Origin of the sequence: Rhizobium sp. RSm-3 (assembly GCF_001854685.1) — a bacterium.
Classification (GTDB): Bacteria; Pseudomonadota; Alphaproteobacteria; order Rhizobiales; family Rhizobiaceae; genus Rhizobium; species Rhizobium ecuadorense.
Genome location: NZ_MAWZ01000002.1, coordinates 448,933 through 467,995, shown reverse-complemented (window position 1 = coordinate 467,995; position 19,063 = coordinate 448,933). Strand labels below are relative to the sequence as shown.

At 58.4% G+C, this 19,063-nt stretch carries 15 protein-coding genes and 1 pseudogene; 12 read left to right on the top strand and 4 right to left on the bottom strand.

Annotated elements, in window-relative coordinates:
* The first annotated feature begins 314 nt into the window (after positions 1-314).
* The 7 genes and pseudogenes from BBJ66_RS05385 to BBJ66_RS05355 all read left to right on the top strand — a co-directional run.
* Positions 315-821: an acyltransferase gene (locus tag BBJ66_RS05385; protein ID WP_071085465.1), complete on the top strand. Its 507-nt coding sequence runs from the start codon at positions 315-317 to the stop codon at positions 819-821.
* Positions 818-1,855, top strand: a complete 1,038-nt coding sequence (locus tag BBJ66_RS05380) for a Gfo/Idh/MocA family protein (RefSeq protein ID WP_071085463.1) — start codon at positions 818-820, stop codon at positions 1,853-1,855. The genes BBJ66_RS05385 and BBJ66_RS05380 overlap by 4 nt, the downstream gene beginning before the upstream one ends.
* A complete protein-coding gene (locus BBJ66_RS05375) occupies positions 1,852-2,955 on the top strand; it encodes a DegT/DnrJ/EryC1/StrS family aminotransferase (protein WP_071085461.1) in 1,104 nt (367 codons plus the stop codon). Before BBJ66_RS05380 ends, BBJ66_RS05375 begins: the two co-directional genes overlap by 4 nt.
* The gene (locus BBJ66_RS05370; protein WP_071085459.1) at positions 2,945-3,664 is read left to right on the top strand and encodes an acyltransferase; all 720 of its coding nucleotides are present in this window, start codon (positions 2,945-2,947) and stop codon (positions 3,662-3,664) included. Before BBJ66_RS05375 ends, BBJ66_RS05370 begins: the two co-directional genes overlap by 11 nt.
* On the top strand, positions 3,661-4,635 hold the full coding sequence (locus BBJ66_RS05365; RefSeq protein WP_049732745.1) for an NAD-dependent epimerase/dehydratase family protein: 975 nt from the start codon (positions 3,661-3,663) through the stop codon (positions 4,633-4,635). Before BBJ66_RS05370 ends, BBJ66_RS05365 begins: the two co-directional genes overlap by 4 nt.
* Entirely contained in the window at positions 4,632-5,849 is a 1,218-nt protein-coding gene (locus BBJ66_RS05360; RefSeq protein ID WP_071085457.1) for a DegT/DnrJ/EryC1/StrS family aminotransferase, read from the top strand. Before BBJ66_RS05365 ends, BBJ66_RS05360 begins: the two co-directional genes overlap by 4 nt.
* A 198-nt stretch (positions 5,850-6,047) precedes the next feature.
* Positions 6,048-6,548: pseudogene (locus BBJ66_RS05355) on the top strand (O-antigen translocase); the annotation flags it as partial.
* A 127-nt stretch (positions 6,549-6,675) separates the two neighbouring features.
* On the opposite strand, the gene BBJ66_RS05350 reads toward BBJ66_RS05355, so the two are convergent.
* The 3 genes from BBJ66_RS05350 to BBJ66_RS35850 all read right to left on the bottom strand — a co-directional run bounded on the left by BBJ66_RS05350 (position 6,676) and on the right by BBJ66_RS35850 (position 8,822).
* Entirely contained in the window at positions 6,676-7,986 is a 1,311-nt protein-coding gene (locus tag BBJ66_RS05350; protein ID WP_190238033.1) for a polysaccharide biosynthesis/export family protein, read from the bottom strand.
* Between the two features lie 178 nt (positions 7,987-8,164).
* Positions 8,165-8,419 carry a hypothetical protein gene (locus tag BBJ66_RS34535; protein WP_128146132.1) on the bottom strand — a complete coding sequence of 85 codons (255 nt, stop codon included), beginning with the start codon at positions 8,417-8,419 and terminating at the stop codon, positions 8,165-8,167.
* A gap of 214 nt (positions 8,420-8,633) precedes the next feature.
* Positions 8,634-8,822, bottom strand: a complete 189-nt coding sequence (locus BBJ66_RS35850; RefSeq protein ID WP_443217129.1) for a hypothetical protein — start codon at positions 8,820-8,822, stop codon at positions 8,634-8,636.
* A 417-nt stretch (positions 8,823-9,239) separates the two neighbouring features.
* Between BBJ66_RS35850 and BBJ66_RS34530 the strand changes: the two genes are divergently transcribed.
* The 5 genes from BBJ66_RS34530 (at position 9,240) to BBJ66_RS05315 (ending at position 16,608) form a co-directional block, all read left to right on the top strand.
* Complete coding sequence (locus BBJ66_RS34530) at positions 9,240-11,126, top strand: N,N-dimethylformamidase beta subunit family domain-containing protein (RefSeq protein ID WP_128146133.1); 1,887 nt, start codon at positions 9,240-9,242, stop codon at positions 11,124-11,126.
* A 212-nt stretch (positions 11,127-11,338) separates the two neighbouring features.
* Positions 11,339-12,085: a TylF/MycF/NovP-related O-methyltransferase gene (locus BBJ66_RS32870; RefSeq protein WP_083335519.1), complete on the top strand. Its 747-nt coding sequence runs from the start codon at positions 11,339-11,341 to the stop codon at positions 12,083-12,085.
* A gap of 278 nt (positions 12,086-12,363) precedes the next feature.
* Positions 12,364-13,392: a polysaccharide pyruvyl transferase family protein gene (locus BBJ66_RS05325; protein ID WP_071085447.1), complete on the top strand. Its 1,029-nt coding sequence runs from the start codon at positions 12,364-12,366 to the stop codon at positions 13,390-13,392.
* A 278-nt stretch (positions 13,393-13,670) separates the two neighbouring features.
* Entirely contained in the window at positions 13,671-15,164 is a 1,494-nt protein-coding gene (locus BBJ66_RS05320; protein ID WP_128146134.1) for a lipopolysaccharide biosynthesis protein, read from the top strand.
* 541 nt (positions 15,165-15,705) lie between these two features.
* Entirely contained in the window at positions 15,706-16,608 is a 903-nt protein-coding gene (locus BBJ66_RS05315) for a DUF6030 family protein (RefSeq protein WP_190238031.1), read from the top strand.
* Between the two features lie 78 nt (positions 16,609-16,686).
* On the opposite strand, the gene BBJ66_RS05310 is transcribed toward BBJ66_RS05315, so the two are convergent.
* Entirely contained in the window at positions 16,687-19,059 is a 2,373-nt protein-coding gene (locus BBJ66_RS05310; RefSeq protein ID WP_071085444.1) for a hypothetical protein, read from the bottom strand.
* Positions 19,060-19,063 lie beyond the last annotated feature (4 nt).

Genomic DNA, 19,063 nt, shown 5'->3' with positions numbered 1-19,063 from the left:
GTTTAACTCGCTAAGCCCATGTAAACTATGCCCCTCTTCGGCGTGGAGGCTCAGGATCGCTCGGCGAGTGGCCTGTCGCTGCCGATGGTCAATGGTCATAGACGTTCGCATGCGATCGTCATCCAATTTTCGTAAGCAGATACGCCTTTAGGTGAATGAGCTTCAACGTTTTGTTTCTTTACTAAGATGAAGAAAACAATTCTTTTTGAAGGGGAAGAAATATTTGCTCTGACAAAACGAAACCTTGGATGCATTCTTGCGATGGCCGGTTTCACCCACATCAGGGCCTGTTGAAGCGTAGGGGGCGAGTTGGGATGATTGCATCGAACGTCAACCTGGGTGACGGCTGCGTTATCCACCATCGGGATCTTGTGAATCTCTACGGCTGTACGATCGGCGCGGGAACGCGCATCGGCACCTTCGTTGAAATCCAGAAAAACGTCCTCGTCGGAAAAGACTGCAAGATCTCCAGCCATTCCTTCCTCTGTGAAGGCGTGACGCTGGAAGACGGCGTCTTTATCGGCCACGGGGTCATGTTCACCAATGATACCTACCCGCGCGCCGTCAATTCGGACGGCAGTCTGCAGACGGAGGCCGACTGGGTCGTCATCCCCACTCTGGTCAAGCGGCATGCGTCGATCGGCAGCAACGCCACCATTCTGCCCGGCGTGACCATCGGAGAGGCCGCACAGGTCGGCGCCGGCGCCGTCGTAACGAAGGATGTGCCTGCCGGCGCCATTGTTGCCGGCGTTCCGGCGAGAATCACCGGTCGCGTTCATGACCGGTCAGTTGACATGCAAGCGTTGGGAGGAATGCGATGATCGGCATTGCTGTCGTTGGGTATGGGTATTGGGGTCCGAACCTGGTTCGTAACATTTCGGAAGCGGCCGGCGCGCAGCTCCTTTCAGTCTGTGATCTGAATGTCGAACGGTTGGCGGCTGTTAAAAGCCGGTATCCCGCAGTAACGATCACCGACAATTTCGAGGAAGTTCTGCGCGATCCGAGAGTGGATGCAATCGCTATCGCAACGCCGGTCTCGACCCACTTCAAGCTCGCGATGCAGGCGATGATGGCCGGAAAGCATGTCTTCGTCGAAAAGCCGATGGCATCGACGACGGAGGAAGCCGCGCGGATGGTCGAGGAAGCCGCGCGCCGGCGCCTGGTGCTGGCCGTGGATCATACCTTCGTCCACACCGGCGCCGTCCGCAAGATGCGCGAGCTGGTCGAAAGCGGCCTGGGCGACATGTATTACTACGACTCGGTTCGGGTCAATCTGGGGCTCTTCCAGCATGATGTCAGCGTCATCTGGGACCTCGCGGTGCACGATCTCTCCATCCTGGACCATGTCGTGCAGGAAAGACCTGTGGCCGTCTCAGCGACGGGCATGAGCCATGTGCTCGGCGAGCCGGAGAACATCGCCTATCTGACGCTGTTCTTCGAAAGCAAGCTTATCGCCCACATCCACGTCAACTGGCTGGCGCCGGTCAAGGTGCGCCGCACGCTGATCGGCGGCAGCAACAAGATGGTCGTCTACGACGATCTGGAGCCCAGCGAAAAGATCAAGGTTTACGACAAGGGCATCACGCTGAACCCGAATTCTCAGGCCTATGGCGAGAAGGTGCATCAGATGATGGTCGGCTACCGCAGCGGCGACATGTGGGCGCCCAAGCTCGATATGACCGAGGCGTTGAAACGCGAACTGGATCAGTTCGTCGATTGCATCGAGCAGAATTCGCGGCCCATTACCGATGGCCAGGCCGGCTTGCGTGTCGTTCGCATCCTGGAAGCCGCAAGCCGGTCGCTTGCCCAGCGCGGTCGTATCATCGAGCTCGAAGAGGCGAGGCGCATCGCATGATCCCGTTCCTGGACCTCAAAGCGCAATATCAATCGATCAAGAGCGAAATCGACGCCGCCGTGCTCGGCGTGCTCGCCTCCGGGCAATACATACTGGGCGAGGAGGTCGCCCGCCTCGAGCAGGAATTCGCGGATTATTGCAACGTCAAACATGCGATATCCGTCAACACCGGGACGAGTGCCCTGCATCTGTCGCTGCTCGCGGCAGGCGTTGGCCCCGGCGATGAAGTCATCACCGTGCCATTTACCTTCGTCGCCACCGTATCGGCGATCTGCTACGCGGGTGCACGACCGGTATTCGTCGATGTCGAGCCTGTGACGTTGACGATGGATCCGGCTCAGCTCGAGGCAAAGATCACACCCCGAACCAAGGCCATTGTTCCCGTCCATCTCTACGGTCAGATGGCCGATATGGACGCGATCAAGGCGATTGCCGACCACTATCGGATTCCGGTGATCGAGGACGCCTGCCAGGCGCACGGAGCGCAATATAAGGGCACGCGCGCCGGCAGCATCGGCGCATCCGGCTGCTTCAGCTTCTATCCCGGCAAAAACCTCGGCGCCTGCGGCGAGGGCGGTATCGTCGTCACCAACAGCGACGATCAGGCCAAGACGATGCGCATGCTGCGCGACTGGGGGCAGGAACAGCGTTATCACCATCTGCTGAAAGGCTTCAATTACCGCATGGATGCCATTCAAGGCGCGATCCTGCGCATCAAGCTCCGGCATCTCGAAGCCTGGACCGAGGCGCGTCGCGCTCATGGCCGCCGCTACTCGTTGCTGCTTGGCGGTTCGGCGCATCTGACCACGCCTGTCGAGAAGGCCGACCGGCGCCACGTCTACCATGTCTATGCCATCAGAAGCCGCGATCGCGACGAGCTACAGCGCATGCTGAGTGCGGAAGGCATTCAGTCCGGGCTGCACTATCCGATCCCGGTTCACCTGCAGAAGGCCCATGCCGACCTTGGTCATCAGGCCGGCGATTTCCCAATCTCGGAAGCGGCCGCACGGGAGGTGCTCTCGCTGCCGATCTATCCCGAGATGCCCGCATGGCATGTCGATCAGGTGGCCGCAGCACTGGAATACGCCTATGTCAGTTGAGCGTGCGGGCGAGGCTAGGGTCGTGCAGGCGGTCCACGGCCGTCATGAAAGGCTGGCAGATCCATCCTACCAGGCGGGGCTCGCCGAAGAACTCAGGCAATCCTACGGGCGCGCCGGCCTGATCGAACTCTACGGTCGCTTCGCGACGGGGGATGGTGTCGTCGACACCATGATGCGCAAGGCCATTTGGCAAGCGATCACGCGGAGCTGCGGCACGGGATTGCAGGTCGCAGGCGGCGCCGGCTTCAAACACCCGGAGACGTTCGACATCGGCAACGGGGTGTTCATCGGGGCTCAGGCCTATATCCAGGGACGCTTCGACGGCCGATGCACGATCGGCGACAACGTCTGGATCGGGCCGATGGCCTATTTCGACGCTCGCGATCTGGTGATCGAGGATTCTGTCGGGTGGGGACCTGGCGCCAGGGTGCTCGGCTCGACCCACACGGCACTGCCGGTGGATGTGCCGATCATCCGCACGGATCTTGAAATCAAACCGGTACGCATCTGTGCAGAGGCCGATATCGGAACGAATGCGACCATTCTTCCCGGCGTGACCATCGGGAAGGGGGCGATCGTTGGAGCGGGGGCAGTTGTCGTTTCCGACGTCGAGCCCTTTTCGGTCGCCGCAGGTGTACCTGCGAAATTCATACGTTGGCGTTCGGAGAATGATCCGATGACGAACATATCGCGTGAGGGAAGATCATGAGAAACAAACGGGTACTCATTACCGGCGGTGCCGGTCTGATCGGTTCGCATATTGCCGATCTTGTCGCATTGGAAAAACCTCGCGAGATCATCATCCTAGACAATTTCGTGCGCGGGCGCCGCGACAATCTCAGCTCGGCAATCGGCAGCGCCCCCCTTAACATCATCGACGGAGATATCCGCGACAGGGCGCTGCTGGCGAAAGCCTTCGACGGTGTCGATATCGTCTTCCATCAGGCGGCCATCCGCATTACGCAATGCGCCGAAGAACCACGGCTGGCTTTCGATGTGCTGGCGGAAGGCACGTTCAACGTTCTGGAAGCTGCCGTCAAGGCGGGTGTGTCGAAGCTGGTCGCTGCCTCTTCCGCGTCCGTGCTGGGGCTGGCCGAGAGTTTTCCGACGACCGAAGAGCATCACCCCTACAACAACCGCACGATCTACGGCGCGGCTAAGACGTTCAATGAGGGGCTGCTGCGCAGCTTTGCGGAAATGTATGGTCTGCGTTACGTCGCACTTCGATATTTCAACGTCTACGGCCCGCGAATGGACGTTCACGGCGCCTATACCGAGGTGTTGATCCGCTGGATGGAACGTCTGGCGGTTGGGATGCCGCCGCTTATCTACGGAGACGGCAGCCAGACCATGGACTTCGTGCATGTCCGGGACATCGCCCGGGCAAACGTGCTGGCCGCTATGAGCGACGTCACGGACGAAGTGTTCAATGTCGCCAGCGGCGAGGAGACGAGCCTCCTGGAGCTCGCGCAGGCTTTGAGTGGCATCATGGGGTCGTCGCTCGAGCCTCAGCATCTTCCGGCGCGGACAGTCAACGGCGTCACCCGCCGTCTGGCCGATACACGCAAGGCCGAACGGCTCCTGGGTTTCAAGGCCGATATTTCAATTGAGGACGGGCTCCGTGACCTGGTGACATGGTGGCGGCTGAATACCGCTATAGCAGGAGGCCAAGCTGCATGAGCCCGTCGCTACCTGTAATTCCGGTCGCAAAGCCGGTTCTCGGAGAAGAAGAGGCTGAGGCTGTGCGCCGCGTCATCCTGTCAGGATGGGTGACGCAGGGGCCGGAAGTTGCCGCCTTCGAGCGTGAATTCGCGGCCTTTGTCGGCGCGGTACACGCCTGTGCCGTTTCCAACTGCACGACGGCGCTGCATTTGGCCTTGATGGCGGTCGGCATAGGCGCCGGTGATGAGGTCATTACGGTCAGCCATTCGTTTATCGCAACCGCGAACGCTATTCGATATTGCAATGCGGTGCCTGTATTTGTCGACATCGAGGCTGATGGTTACAACATCGATCCCAGCCTGATCGAAATGGCCATCACGCCCCGCACAAAGGCAATCCTGTGCGTGCATCAGCTGGGAATGCCTTGTGATCTGCGACCTATCGTGGAGATCGGCAAGCGTCACTCGATCCCGGTGATCGAAGATGCGGCCTGCGCGACGGGAAGCGAAATCCGGTGGGATGGTCGCTGGGAAAAGATCGGCAAGCCGCATGGTGACATTGCCTGCTTCTCTTTCCATCCGAGGAAGGTCGTTACCACAGGCGATGGCGGCATGTTGACCACAGCCAATCCCGAATATGACCGGAAATTCCGGCTTTGGCGCCAGCATGGCATGAGTGTCACCGACGCCGTCCGCCACGGCTCGAAGCAGGTGATTTTCGAGGATTATGATGAGCTGGGCTACAACTACCGCATGACCGACCTTCAGGCCGCCGTCGGACGTGAGCAATTGCGCCGGCTGCCGGAGCTGATTGCACAGCGCAGGCGGCTTGCCGCTCACTATCTTGAGCGCCTGTCCACCATCCCTGGACTGGGACTGCCGATCGAGCCTGATTGGGCTCGCAGCAACTGGCAGAGCTTTTGTGTACGATTGCCTGACGCTGTCGGCCAGCAGGCGGTCATGCAGGCGCTGCTTGATCAAGGGATTTCCACCCGACGCGGCGTGATGAACATTCATCTGGAGCGGGCTTATTCGAGCCAAGGCTCCCATCGCCTTGCCACGAGCCTGAAGCGAAGCGTAGCGGCGCAGCAGCAGACGCTGATCCTGCCGCTTTATGTCCAGATGACAGAGTTCGACATCGTCAGGATTGTCGAGTCACTTCGTCATTTTTTGGCTGAAGCAGCAACCGCCCCTGCCGCCGCACAGCCCGATCGGGATGTTGCCCTTGTGTGATTTCCTGATCGTGTGACGCAATAATTATTTGCCCCACAGCCTGATGCGCATTTTTCGCTATGCGATTTTCGTGATCCATCCCCTGATCGTTGCATTCGACATGGTCGTCTGCGGTTGCGGTCAAGCGTGGATAGAAGTCTGTTCCCATCGCCTGCAAAATGAAGCCGGCAAGAAGTCGGCTGGCCATGAATGGCCGTCAGCGGGGTGCGCCAGATCGCCGAGGCTGCCGGCACTGGCGACGCAGCAAGGATCGCGCAGTCGGCGAAAGCGCTGAGACGCATATCGCTGGTGCTCGGCTTGCTTGGTGCACTCCTTCTGGCGGCGTTGGCATTTCCGGTCTCGAATTTTACCTCCGGCGACAGCCAGCACGCTGACGGCATCGCGTTGCTCTGCCTCGCGGTATTCCTCCGGATCGTGTCCTCCGGGCAGAATGCGCTGATCCAGGGACTACGAGGCAGTGCGGACCTTGCGCGCATCAATGTGCTCACAGGTTTTTTCGGCACGGTGGTCAGCATCCCGCTGATCTATCTGTTCGATGCACAGGCAATCGCACCCACTGTCGTGGCGATTGCGGCCGTTACCACCCTCTCTACCTGGTGGTACAGCAGACGGATAGGGGCACACGGGCTGCCAATGTCGGTTCGCCAGTTTGGCAGGGAAGGGATCGTCCTGCTGAGGCTCGGCCTCGTCCTAACCGCCTATCCGGTGGGATGAAATCTCCAACGCGCTGCCGTGAGAGCGATTTCTTCCGGGCAGGTAGCCCGAGCGCCGTGATGGGGCTCGATCGTCCGCTTGGAGTTTGTTGGGAATGCCTGTCCTCTGCGGATCACTGGCCGGCCCGATCTGCGAGCGTCTGGGTCTCGGAAGATTCGTCGGAGGCGGTCTCAGACGAGTTATCCAGAGTGTGAGGCTGAACGACTCTCACCACGTCGCCAGGCGCCAATGTTGTCGTTTCCGAGGCTTGGAATTGATTGATTTGTCCTTCATTCCGACGGCTCACGCTAAAGGTAAGCGGGAGTTCCTCTTCGGGGCTTTTGATGCCGCCATTGCTCGCAAAATCCTCGATGAGCAGCTTCTGCGTCATTTCGCGCTTCATCTTGAGCACATCGAGATTTGCCCGTTCAGACTGCGCTTCGGTCGCCACTTCGCTCCGGCGCGTGTCGGAAAGTCCTTCGAGATTCCGCGTTGTCTCGCTGATTGCCTGCCGGCCCCGCATGATGGCAGTGACAAGGTCGAGCTTATCGGCGCGATAAGTCGTCAGCAACCGTTGCAGGTCCAGCTGCTTTGACGAGACGGTGAGCCCTTTCTCGACCAGGGACTTAACGTTTGTCAGTTGGTCCTCGACCGATTTGATATTGTCGTCTGCGCCCGTCAGCTTCTCTTCTAACGTGGAAATTTCCGTGGTCAAAAGTTCGCGTAATTCTATGAACGCCTTTGACTGCCGCGCCATCGCATTTGCACGAGCCTGAAAGATGACCCTTTCCTCGTTGTATATCCCGGCGGAAAATTGCTGATCGACGCCGGCCGTCTGATCGAAGGTAATCTCCTTCGCGCCGTCCATCTCTGCCTGGAGTCGCGACAATTTCGCAGTACTGCGCAGGATCGAGTGATCGTTTTCGCGCAATTCGCCTATGAGCTTGATATACTGTGTTGTCTGCGAGCTTTTGGCGCGCAACGGGCCGCCGCTCAGTGCCAGTGATTGCAGGACGGTCAGTCCAGGGCGGAATTTGTATTCCCCGGGCTTGGTTACGTCTCCCACGACGTAGATTGGCGGGTATTCGAGAATTTCGATGGTGACCGCAGGTGCCTGAACCAATCCGATTTTTTCCTGCAGGCGCTTGGCAATCTCGTTTGTGAGGCCGGCGTTATCGAGATTGCTGACCGAAAGGGATCCAAGAAACGGCAGAAAGACTGCGCCGTCATCGGACACCGTGTATTCGCCGCCAAGCGCATCCCAGCGTTCATATTGGCCTTTGGACTGGATCCATTGGACGATCGTCAGGCGGATTTTCGTTTGCGGAGTCAAGGGCGCGCTATCGGCGAGAGCTGGCGACACAGCTCCGGCAAGAAAGGCGAGTGCACCGATGACAAACGTCGCGCGAAAGAACACATGGGGCGCGCGGTGCGATGAATTCATATACATATCTCGCCTGCAAAACATCCTAAAGGGATGCTGGTCCAACTGCCTTGATTCTGTTCGCACGCCGGACGACAAGTCCGAAGCCGCGTCCCTAGTGTGCAGTCTGGCGACGCCTTGAGGAAGGTGGAGATCGTTTATTTTGCCTCATCACTATTGATGAGGTGGTGCGGGTACTTCAGCCTAAATCCAGCAGCAACACATATCTTCGGTGCGACACCGAGGCATCGCCCGGGAAAATCAACAGGTCATGAGATCCCAGCGGCTTATGCCATTGCACGAACGGACCAGTGCGTGGCTTCCTGCCTGGGGGGCCAGCATTGGCACCACCATGCGGTGATGTCGAAAAAAGCCACCGCTTGCGGCTTCGAGCCTTGTACAGGATGCGGCGCATCTTGCCGACCTCGCGCATCTCAGCCATCACCTGGGCCATGCAACACGCCCGTTTGCCCAAAGGATGTCGCCTATTAGAGCGAAAGTCGTAGGATATACTCTCCCATTTTCGACTATACTTCAGAGTTGCGTATCCCCGACGGTTAACCGTCGGCGGAAAGGGAAGGCAATCGAGTGCGGCGGCTGGCGGCAATGGTGTCTATGCGTATGAGGGTTCCGCCACCGCAGGTCTCTTCCCGACCAGCACCTATGATTCAGCGAACTACCATGCCGATGTGGTCTTCCGGCCGGAGCTCGTCGCGTGACGTGTCTTCATCGGGAACCTTCTTCGGCAACAAGATTGGCCGCGATATCTGTTTTGTTGCCTGGGCTTTGGAAATGGCCTCGTGGAGGATCTCGGCCTCCAGCGTCCTGCGGCCGAGCATGCGTTCCAGCTCATGCACCCGCTCTTCGAGCTATTTGACGTCGGAATTGCCGACGACAGCTTCGTTGGAGATAAGCCTGTCCTCAAGCCTGTGCTTGAGCCATTCTGTTTATGCCGACTGTCTGGTCGAAATGGGGGCAGTTCACAGGAAGGGCAAATCAGCAGACCCCCAATTGGAGGATGAACGGCCGCGCCGATGCCATCAAACGGGCAATGATAGCCCCCGCTACGTAGCCGAAAAGCGGTCTAAGTCGGGCCACTTGGCCGTTGAGGGAAACCTACTAAGGGTCTATAAAGTTTCTCGATAGGTCGTTGCAGAACGCTGGTTTCGTGCTGTCATCGGAAGGCTTTGAAATTATAGGCTCCAGAAACGCGGCCACGCCCAGCGAATAAATAATCACTACGCACCAATGTGGGATAACGGTCAGGGGGACCCATGCAAGGCAGTGTCGAGAGTGGCGCGCAAAAGATACCCACATCGTCGAACGAGGAACACACCTATTATGTTCTCCTTAGAGGGAGCGCCACTGTTGGAAATACGCTGACCGCAAATGTTTTCAATGAATGCGGCCAAAGTCCTGAGAAGGCGGCGGCTTACGGTTGGCAGCAAAAAGTTGACGGGGCATGGACGAATATTGCCGGAGAGACGAGTGCTCGCATCAGAATACCGTCGGGTCTTCTTGGCAGCCAAATCCGAGCTCTAGCAGTCGTATCCACGACCGAGGGCCTTAACAACTTCACCAGTAATGGCATCAGAGTGGACTCTCAAAACTCAATTGTAATCGAAAATCTAAATGCCGGCACAGCTGATTGGAAGATTACAAATTTGGCGACGAACCACGAGATCGAAGCTTATGCGGATGCAACAAGTATAAATGCAGGAGAATCCTTGAGCCTAAAGGTTTCTTTGTCTTCCGCTGGGCAATATAATCTTGAGGTCTATCGCCTTGGCTACTACAGCGGTGCAGGCGGTCGACTTATAGCCAGCGCGCTAGGTCTAGACGGGTTAACTCAATCAAGCCCCACCATGACCAATCCTGGCACGCGTTTGATCGAATGTGTATGGGACGTATCGTATGAACTGAAAACCTCAGCAGCTTGGACAACCGGACTTTATGTTATCAAGTTAACTGATTGCAGAAGCGGCAAACAGTCGCTTGTTCCGTTTGTTCTGCGCAGAGACAATCACCCCAGCGATATAGGCTTTCAGGATGCAGTAACGACTGCTCAAGCGTATAACATATTCGGCGGCTTCAGTGTATACGATGCTAATAGCAACAGTAACACAAGAGCATACCAGGTAAGCTTTGATCGCCCCTATGATGCCGCCCATCTCGGATTCAGCAATACTGATGGCTTCAATTGTAATAATATGCTCACTTGGGAGTATAACATGGTCCGCTGGTTGGAGTCGCAGGGCTATGACATATCCTATTACACCAATGTGGACGTTCACAGTAACCCTTTACAAATGCTTTCGCACAGAATATTTCTATCGGTAGGTCATGATGAGTATTGGTCGATGGAACAGCGTAATCGAGTTGAGTCGGCACGCGATAATGGTATTCATCTCGCCTTTTACTCTGCTAATACTGCTTATTGGCAGGTTCGGTTCGACTGCTCAAGCCGGGGGCAGTCGAACCGCGTTGTTACCATATACAAGGATTCATCGGGTATTGGCGCCGGCCTATCTCTCGATCCGGTGGCTCAACTAGATCCTCCTGCGTCAACTTCAGTGTTTCGCTCTAAGGAGGTCAATAGACCGGAGAATGCACTGATAGGGGTGGGCTATGTATCCGATCAAGGTAACATCTATGAGGGGTTCGATTTCATCGTTTCTAATGCTGCTGATCCTATCTACGCGCACACAGGTTTAAGAAACGGCGATAGGCTGAAGGGACTGGTCGGGTACGAATGGGATGCGGTTCTAGACAACGAAGAATCTCCCGACGGACTCGTCATTCTTTCGAAATCCTCTACACGTGCCAACGATATTCTACCACCACTGCCAGGTGGCACACGTCCAAATATCTCCCATGCTATCCATTACAGAGCAGTGAGTGGAGCGCGAGTGTTTTCGACTGGATCAATTCAATGGGTATGGGGCTTAGACAACAGTTGGGCTTTCCAACCGCCCCAGATCACGAGAAGTTGGCGGAGAAGAATAAAGAACTGGATAAAGGGTTTGGTGTCTCTAGTCGTTACTGTTCCGATGAGGAATATGCCATGCGTAGATCGCCGCGCGCAGCAGATGACGGTCAATCTTTTTTCCGAAATGGATGTAAGACCGCAGACCCCCTCCTCTTGGCTTACTTTGTCCTGATGAACCGCCAAGTTATCCGTCAACGCTTTGAAGGTATGTGAGTGAGGACCAGAGATGATCGTATCATGAAAAACAGATCAGCTTTGCCAACGACGACTACGTCGATGAGAAGGGCAAGGCACGACGCTAGCGGGCTTCCCCGCCAAGGGGAGTCGTAGGGAGTTCAGTAAGGCTTCGCCGAGGCGGACGCTGTTGCGGGGAGATGGGGCGTTATGAAAGTAGTAGATAGAGTTGCGCGTGGGGCGCGTTGGCGCCTCAACGCGCTTTTGGAACGCGCCCGTCGGACCGCCTACCCAGGGGCCGTTCGACAGGCTTGGTCAAGGGTGCGCACTGAATACCTTTCTTACACGACTGATCGTCAACTTCATCAATTGCTTGAGGTAGTTCGTCGTACCGCCCCGAGCGGCGCCTTGATCATTGAGGCAGGTTGCGCGCGCGGCGGTTCAGCAATTCTCATGTGTTCCGCCAAGTCGCCTCAGCGCGCTATGCGTGTGTACGACGTGTTCGAGATGCTCCCTCCGCCTTCGGAGCACGATGGCGACGACATGAAAGCTCGGTACGCTGAAATCACTGCCGGCAAAGCCGTCGGCCTTGGAGGCGAGCAATACTATCTCTATAATGATGACCTGATGGCGACGGTGACGAACAACTTCGCTAGGTTTGGTTATCCTGTCGAGTCCAACAACGTCCAGCTGATAAAGGGTAAGGTGCAAGACACGCTTACAGTCGCCGAGCCGGTCGCTTTGGCCAATATCGATGTTGATTGGTACGAGCCCGTCAGCGCCTGTCTAGAGCGGGTTATGCCTCATCTCATCGTTGGCGGCGCCGTCGCACTTCGCGCCTATTCGGATTGGTCTGGGTGCCGAAAGGCGGCAGACGATTACTTCTCTCGCGCAGGACGGGAGGGACTGGACTTTGACGTCTCGGCTGGACACATGCTTGTGACCCGAACGCGCTGAACCTTCTCCGTCCAAGAAGACATTTTTGGGACGGCACCTCCTGCACTGGACACAGAAAGGACTTCGAGAATCGATGCCTACCGCGGCGCCAAAGATCCAATTCGCAAGACCAGCAATCGTTGGCGTCACTTCGCTCGGGCGCCTGTAAGCGCTCCTCCAGCGCGGTGCGGATGACAGTGTCCAAGAGGGCGTGCGCCGGTTTGTCACCTGGTAGGGCGCTAAAAGAGAGGTTCCAGCATTCGCCAATCGCGGCAGTGCATAATCGAGGGTTGGCGCACATGACCGGTACAGCACTTTCGCCTAACGACGCAGCGCAAAAGGCGCAGCAGGCGCGAGCGATTCGCGAGTGTCTCGACCGATACATCCCCGAATGCCAGCCTGTAGCGCTTCTGCAGTTCCCGTTCGACTTCAATGTCGGCAACCACATGATGTGGGTGGCCGCCATGGACTACTTGAAGCAACGTAATGCGCCCATCGCCTATACGGCGCATGGGCATAACCTCGATCTTCAGCAAATGATTCGCGCTGTCGGGGACGGCACGATACTCTTCTCGGGCGGAGTCACGGTCTCGCGCCTATGGCCGCGCCACGCAGAGGTCAAGCGCATCGTCGCCGAGGCGTGCCCCAATAATCGCCTCGTGTCGCTGCCGTCGACCATGCTGTTCGCCGACGACGAGGACCGCCGCGAGGCGAGCACGATCTTCGGAAATCATCGCAATGCTGTACTCTTGGCCAGGGACCCGGTCAGTGCTGAGTCAGCGCGCAACGTATTCCCCGGCAACGTCCATGTGGAGACGGTCCACGATTCCGCGCTGCTCCTCCCGCCGCAGCCAAGGCACGCCGCGCCCGATCACGATGTCATCTGGCTCGCCCGCGACGATATGGAGGGCGTCGGATCCCTCGCGCCAAGTGATGTCGAAGTGTTCGACTGGACGCACGATGATCCCGCGGCCATGCGGGTTCTGTTTCCAGGGCGCTTCTTCTCCCGCGTCCGCAGACTGGCGCCAACGCTCCGTTCGATCGCCAATAGGCAGATTGCCGGCAGCTACGATCGCTTTGCGCGCTACGTGCTCGCGAGCGGCAACCGCAGGCTGGATACCGGTAAGGTGCTGGTTACGGACCGCATGCACCCACACATTCTCTGCGCCTTGCGTTCGCAGCACAGCGTGCTCCTGCCCGACCGCTTCGGCAAGAACCGCGCTGTGTACGAGTACACAGGTCGAAACTACAGCACCGTCCACTGGGCCGACACACATGAGGAAGCCCTTGAGATTGCGCGTACCGTCGCCCGGAGCACCCCGGTCTAGCAGGCTGTTGAAGAAAGCGACTGACATGGTCTTGCGATGAATCAGATCAACATTTTTCAGCTCTTCAATGAGGCTGCGACCGATCCAGTGAGTACTTGCCTAGCCCTGGGATTTTGGCTTCGCTGTTTCTTCTGCCTCAGCCGTCAGCGTTGCGATGTACCTGACCTTTCGTTCGTCTTATACTTCCAGCAAGACATAGCTGGACATCGCGGCCCGATGAATATTTCTCCCGAGAACTGCACCGCATTAGCACTGTAGGCGTAAGAGAGGAAACAACGTTGGAAGGTGTACGCAAACAACTGAGTGTCGGGGCAATGTGGACCGCCAGCGGACGCGTCGTCTCAAATCTTCTGGGCGTGGTCAGCATGCTGGCACTGGCTCGACTGCTATCACCTGCCGATTTCGGCGTAGTGAGCCTCGCGACTATCGTCCTTTCGATCATCGCGGCCATAACCGAACTTTCGCTCAGTTCGGCCCTCATCCAGCACAAGAGCCCGCAGCGAGAGCATTACAATACGGCATGGACACTGAACATGCTGCGCGCGGCGGCGATCGCCGTCCTGCTGGTTAGCGCAGGTTATCCCGTCGCATGGGCCTATCAGGACGACCGTCTGATCGGTATATTCTTCGCGCTTGGAGGCGGCACGCTGATCAGCGGCCTCGTGAACCCCCGGCTTGTGGACTTCCGGCGGCGCCTTTCCTTTCACCAAGAGATATTCATCGACCTGATCAACAAGGTGGTTGGCGTGGTCGTCGCCGTCGTCCTCGCCCTGATTCTTCGCAGCTACTGGGCGCTCGTGATCGGCACGCTCGCCTCGCAGGTGGCCGGTGTGATCATGTCGTACGTCCTGCTTCCTTATATGCCGCGCATTTCGTTTGCTCACTGGAGAAATCTGTTCTCGTTCTCCGGGTGGGTGGCGCTCAGCTCCGGTCTCAATGAGGTCAACTGGCGCGCCGACCAGCTTGCGCTTGGCGCAATGCTGGGCGCCGGCCCTCTCGGCCAGTACACCGTAGGCGACAGGCTTGCCTCGCTGCCAGTACGTGAATCGACGGCGCCGATCGCAGGCTTGCTCTTCCCAGTCTTTGCACGGCTTCAGGACGATCCTGAACGCCTGCGGCATGCATTCCTTCGATCCCAAGGCCTGCTTGTTGCGGCGGCGCTGCCGGTAGGCATTGGGTTCGCGCTGGTTGCCGAGCCCTTCATCACCATGGTCCTTGGCCCGGCGTGGTCCTCGGCCGCGCTGGTGGCTCAGGTCTTGGGCGCGGTCTTCGCCATCGCCGCCTTTAAAATGCCGGTGACTCCCTTGGCAATGGGCCTCGGCTGCACGCGGTCGCTGTTTCAGCTTGACCTCGCTTTCATCTTCGTGCGCATTCCCCTGATTTTCGCGGGCCTGGTCTGGGGTGGGCTGGCTGGTCTTCTGTACGCGCGATGCATCAGCGCCGCGATCGGCATCCTGATGTATGTCTTCCTGGCGAGGCGTCTCACCGGCGTGTCAGTGAGGGCTCAGCTTCTCGCCTGCTGGCGTTCGATCGTCGCCGCGCTGGTTATGGCTGGCTGTGTCTGGGGCGTCGGCCTCATGATCACCGACGGGTCAGAGTCCCTGCAACTGGCGATCATGATACCAATTGGCGGGATCGGCTATTTCGGGGCAAGCCTCGTACTTTGGCTGGCAAGCGGCAAGCCTGCAGGCCCCGAACGAGAAGCGTTGGATTTGCTCCAGTTCGTTCGCCGCTGGCCCCGTGTAATCCGGCTACCCAGAGTCGGCACGTAGCGGCCCAAGAGACACACCGCCGAAGCCGCGTGTACGCGCGTTGGACGGTGAAGTATTCCAAGGCGAAGCAGCCCACGGAAACTCCGACACCAGCCGCGACAGGCAGCATGACATTGCTATTTTGATGTTCGGTTACAAAAACCATCGCTCGCGCTGATGTAGCGACGACGGATCAGAGACGGGACGTCGCCAGCCAGTTAGACATGCGACGCTGAGCATCTCCACTGCGGGCTACCGCAGTTTTCGCGACACTAGCTGGTATTGTTGTCCTGAGGGGTCGCCGATGCGCTCTTCCGCGCGAATTTTTGGGGGGCGAACGCCGTCCGCCGGGGTTGCTGCTTGACGCCCCCCCACACACGACCTCACACTCGCGGTGTCGAAGGCTGAGTCGGACAGACTGTACCGTTTTTCACCTCAGAAGGAATTGCCGGCAGGGGCTGATTGGTTCACGCGCCGACCGACACCGGTCGGTCGCAAACAGGATCGAGGTCGACTGGGCTCGAACTCGCATCCGCTCCGATTTTGCTTGTGAGGTCGCGCCGTGGATAAAGTGTTATCAGCAGTCGATCCGCCTCGCGACATCCGGCTTCGGCGCTGGAATTCCGTGTTGCGGAGCAACAGCCGCCGGTTGCTTTGGTCAGTGCTTTTGATATGCGTTTTGCTTCTTGCAGGCATCGTTGTTTTTTACCGTGAAATCCAACACAGCGAAGATCCGGTCGGGCTCATTGAAGATCGAGCTCTCAATAAGGCTGCCCGATCAGCGCCCATAGCCGTCGGCCCCGATACGGCGGCTCCTTTTCCTCTCCCGCCGATGTCTATACCGCTGCACCTGATCGAAGTCCCGAAGCCGGAACTGGCCGGTCAGTTTCTGCGGATGTGGCGCATCTCGGGGCCGACTATTTGCGGTGCTCTTCGAGAGGCCGGCATCGAGATGAGCGAATGGAAAGCCGCATCGATGCGCAATCGCAGTTATGAATGTTATTTTCAGCGCATCTACGAAAGGGACGAGGTGCGTCCCCTCAGTTCCACCTTCCTCAAGGTTCGTGGAAATGAAATGGGCGATGTTCTTGAGATCCGCGCCAAGGTCATTGGGCCGACGACAGATGCGCAGGGGCGTCTCGCCCCGGCCGTCCTGCGTATTTTCGAGATCATTGTGAAGCAGGCGTGCTGGCGTGATTTCGAGGATACCCTTGCGTCGATCCAAAACCTTCGAAATGTCGAAGACGAACGATTCGGCTCCTATCTCAGCTTCACGCGCGAAGCCGGCAGTGGAAATAGCTTTAATTTTGTTCTTGGTCTTAAGGCGACTTCGGATTCGCAGGTGAGGACGAAGACGTATTTTTCGACAGAGCGCTGGTTAGCCACAACCCCCCACAATGTTTCCGCGAATTTCATCCTCATGGACCCCTTGGGCACGCCCATATCAGCCGATTGCGCTCGATGACGGCGGGTGGCCTTTGACGTCGGCGTCCTCGATTGGCCGCCCAAGCTGCGACTTGTAAAACCTGTTTTAGGAGCATCACTACCGAGGCGTCAAGAACAGCGGAGATGTCCAAATTCGGGATTGGTCCCGCTGACGCGCCGTTATGAACAACGGATGTTCGCGTTCCGGATCGAGCTTCAGTTCGCGCAGCAATATCTCACCCGCAAGATCTCTCGGCAGCGGTCGGTCGGTAACCCTTTCCACGATCAGGCGCAACTCGACGCCTGGTAGATCGAGTGTGACCGAGCCCTTCGCGATCAGATCCTTCCCATTGACTTCCAGCCTTGCTTCGGGAGCATGCACATGCGGTGGCGGCTGCAGCGGGTCACCGATCTTGCTGTAGCCATGAAGGTTTGCGGCAATCGTGATGTGGGCATCGGTTAGGTCGGAAAGCGTGAGCTCGATCCCGTCGACATCGCCGTGTGTTGCCGTTCTAAAGCCGAGCTTGCCCAGTCCGGTACGCCATACGCTCTGTTCGGGGTGGTCAAAGCCCACTCCGCGCGCATCGAGAAGCGCTACGCCGGTCACGGCGACATCACCACTCCAATAAGCCGCCCGATAGCGATCCTTGATGCGCGCGCCGCCGAAACGGACACGCACGCTGCGTTCGCTGAAGCCAGCCTCCGCATGCAGATCGCGGCTCCACACGAGGCGATCGCCATCATAGAGTTGAACCTCTTCCCAGCCGGCATGGCCGAGCAGACGGTAGGAGAGCGGCTCGTCAAGTTCGGCGTTGAACACCTCGCCCATGAAATGCTGTCCCTGGGATAAAACAGCAAAACTGCGTTCGCCGGTGGTGGCGAAGGTGCGCCGCGCCCGGAGCGCGCTGCCGACGCCGGCACGGTCGAAGCGGCCGGCGATGACGCCCGTCAGTCCGCCGCGCGAACCGAAAGTTCCGGTTGCCGGCGCGCCGCCGCCGCATCGGCCTTGGTGCTCGTCGCTCGCCGCCGAGGCGCCGACCCTGTATCCGCGTGCGAGCGCCTCGGTGTAGAGCCAGTGGAATTGTCCCCAGGCGGACCCAATTTCAATGAGCCGTTCCAGCTCCGGATGGTTCCAATCCAGAATGCAGCGCCGGCCGCCCACATGTGGGATCAGCAAATGGCCCTCCGGATCGTCCTCATAGGCGGCATGGAGCCGGTCTACAGGCCAGATGCCGGGTCGGATGGTTCCGGCCGTCGTCTCGTTCCATTCGAAAGAGCGAAGAGACCGCCCTTCTTTGTCAAACGGGAAGCGGGGTTTACCGTCGCGTAGGAAGACGACATTGCGGTCGCCGCCGGCTGCGGAGTTGCCGCACCATTCGGTGCCCGGATAACAGACGAAGCGGCCGGCTTCGTTGAGGCCATGGATAATCTCCACGGCCTTATCCCAATGCGCTTCGGTGATGTTGAAATCGTTGACGGTGTAGCCCACCACGTCAAGCCCGGCGATGTCGCGTCCATAAGTGAGGTTATAGGTCGCGTCGTTGGTCCCGACGGTGTCGTCGGAATGGACGTGCAGATCCGCGTAGAGAGGACGCAAGGCCTCTTCCTCACTCTGTACATAGGCGACGGCCGCGGCGACGAAGGGTTCGTCGTCCAGCCGTGCTTCCAGTTTCCACTCGCCGGTTTCGGTGAAGGAAAGGCCGGAAATCCGCGCGAATGTCCAGTCCGCCGTTGCAAGTGCGATCGGCTCCGTGCGTTGGGTCTCGTCCGGGGCGGTGATCACGAGCGTGCCCCGCAAATTGGGGTCGCGGCAGGTGTTTCCCCATATGTCGTCGGCGCGTACGATCGTGTCGAAGGATTGATCAAGGCCAACAAGGCGCGGCGCTAGGATCTGAAGGGCGTGGGGCTGGCCGGCCAGGATTTCGAGCCTGCAGTCGCCCGGCACTTCGGCAAATTTCGAGCTGCCCAGCGGATCGATGAACAGCCGGAATCGGAACGCCTTTTCCACGAAGGTCTGCACGCGCGTGCCGGCGCCGCCCTGGCGCCGGTCGCCGAGACGAATGACGATCCTATCGCCGGGATTGATATATCCATCGACGACATCGATGATGATGGCCTTCTGGAAGGGGCGCTCGTGTCCCTTCTGGTCGAAGCGTACCTTCAGCGCCTGCACCGTCGCCGGGCTCTGGCCAGGGACCAGCGGCCCGGCGTGATATTCGGCGGAAACGTAGTTGGCGCCCGTCGGGTCCGTCGTCTGGAACAGCGCCCAGTCGGAATAGAATTTGAAGGCGAGCTTTAGCCATGCGCCATCCGCAAGGCCGACAGCGCCAACCTCATAGACGAGTTCCAGTTCGGTCCAATCGCCGGCAATCAGCGTCTGTCGCTGACAGGTGAGACGGCCGAGGAAGGGTAGTGTGCCGAAGAAGGTGGCAAGGCCAGCGGGGGAATGCACGGCGGCTTGGGACGCCTTTCGCTGCAAAGTCTCTGTCATGGGA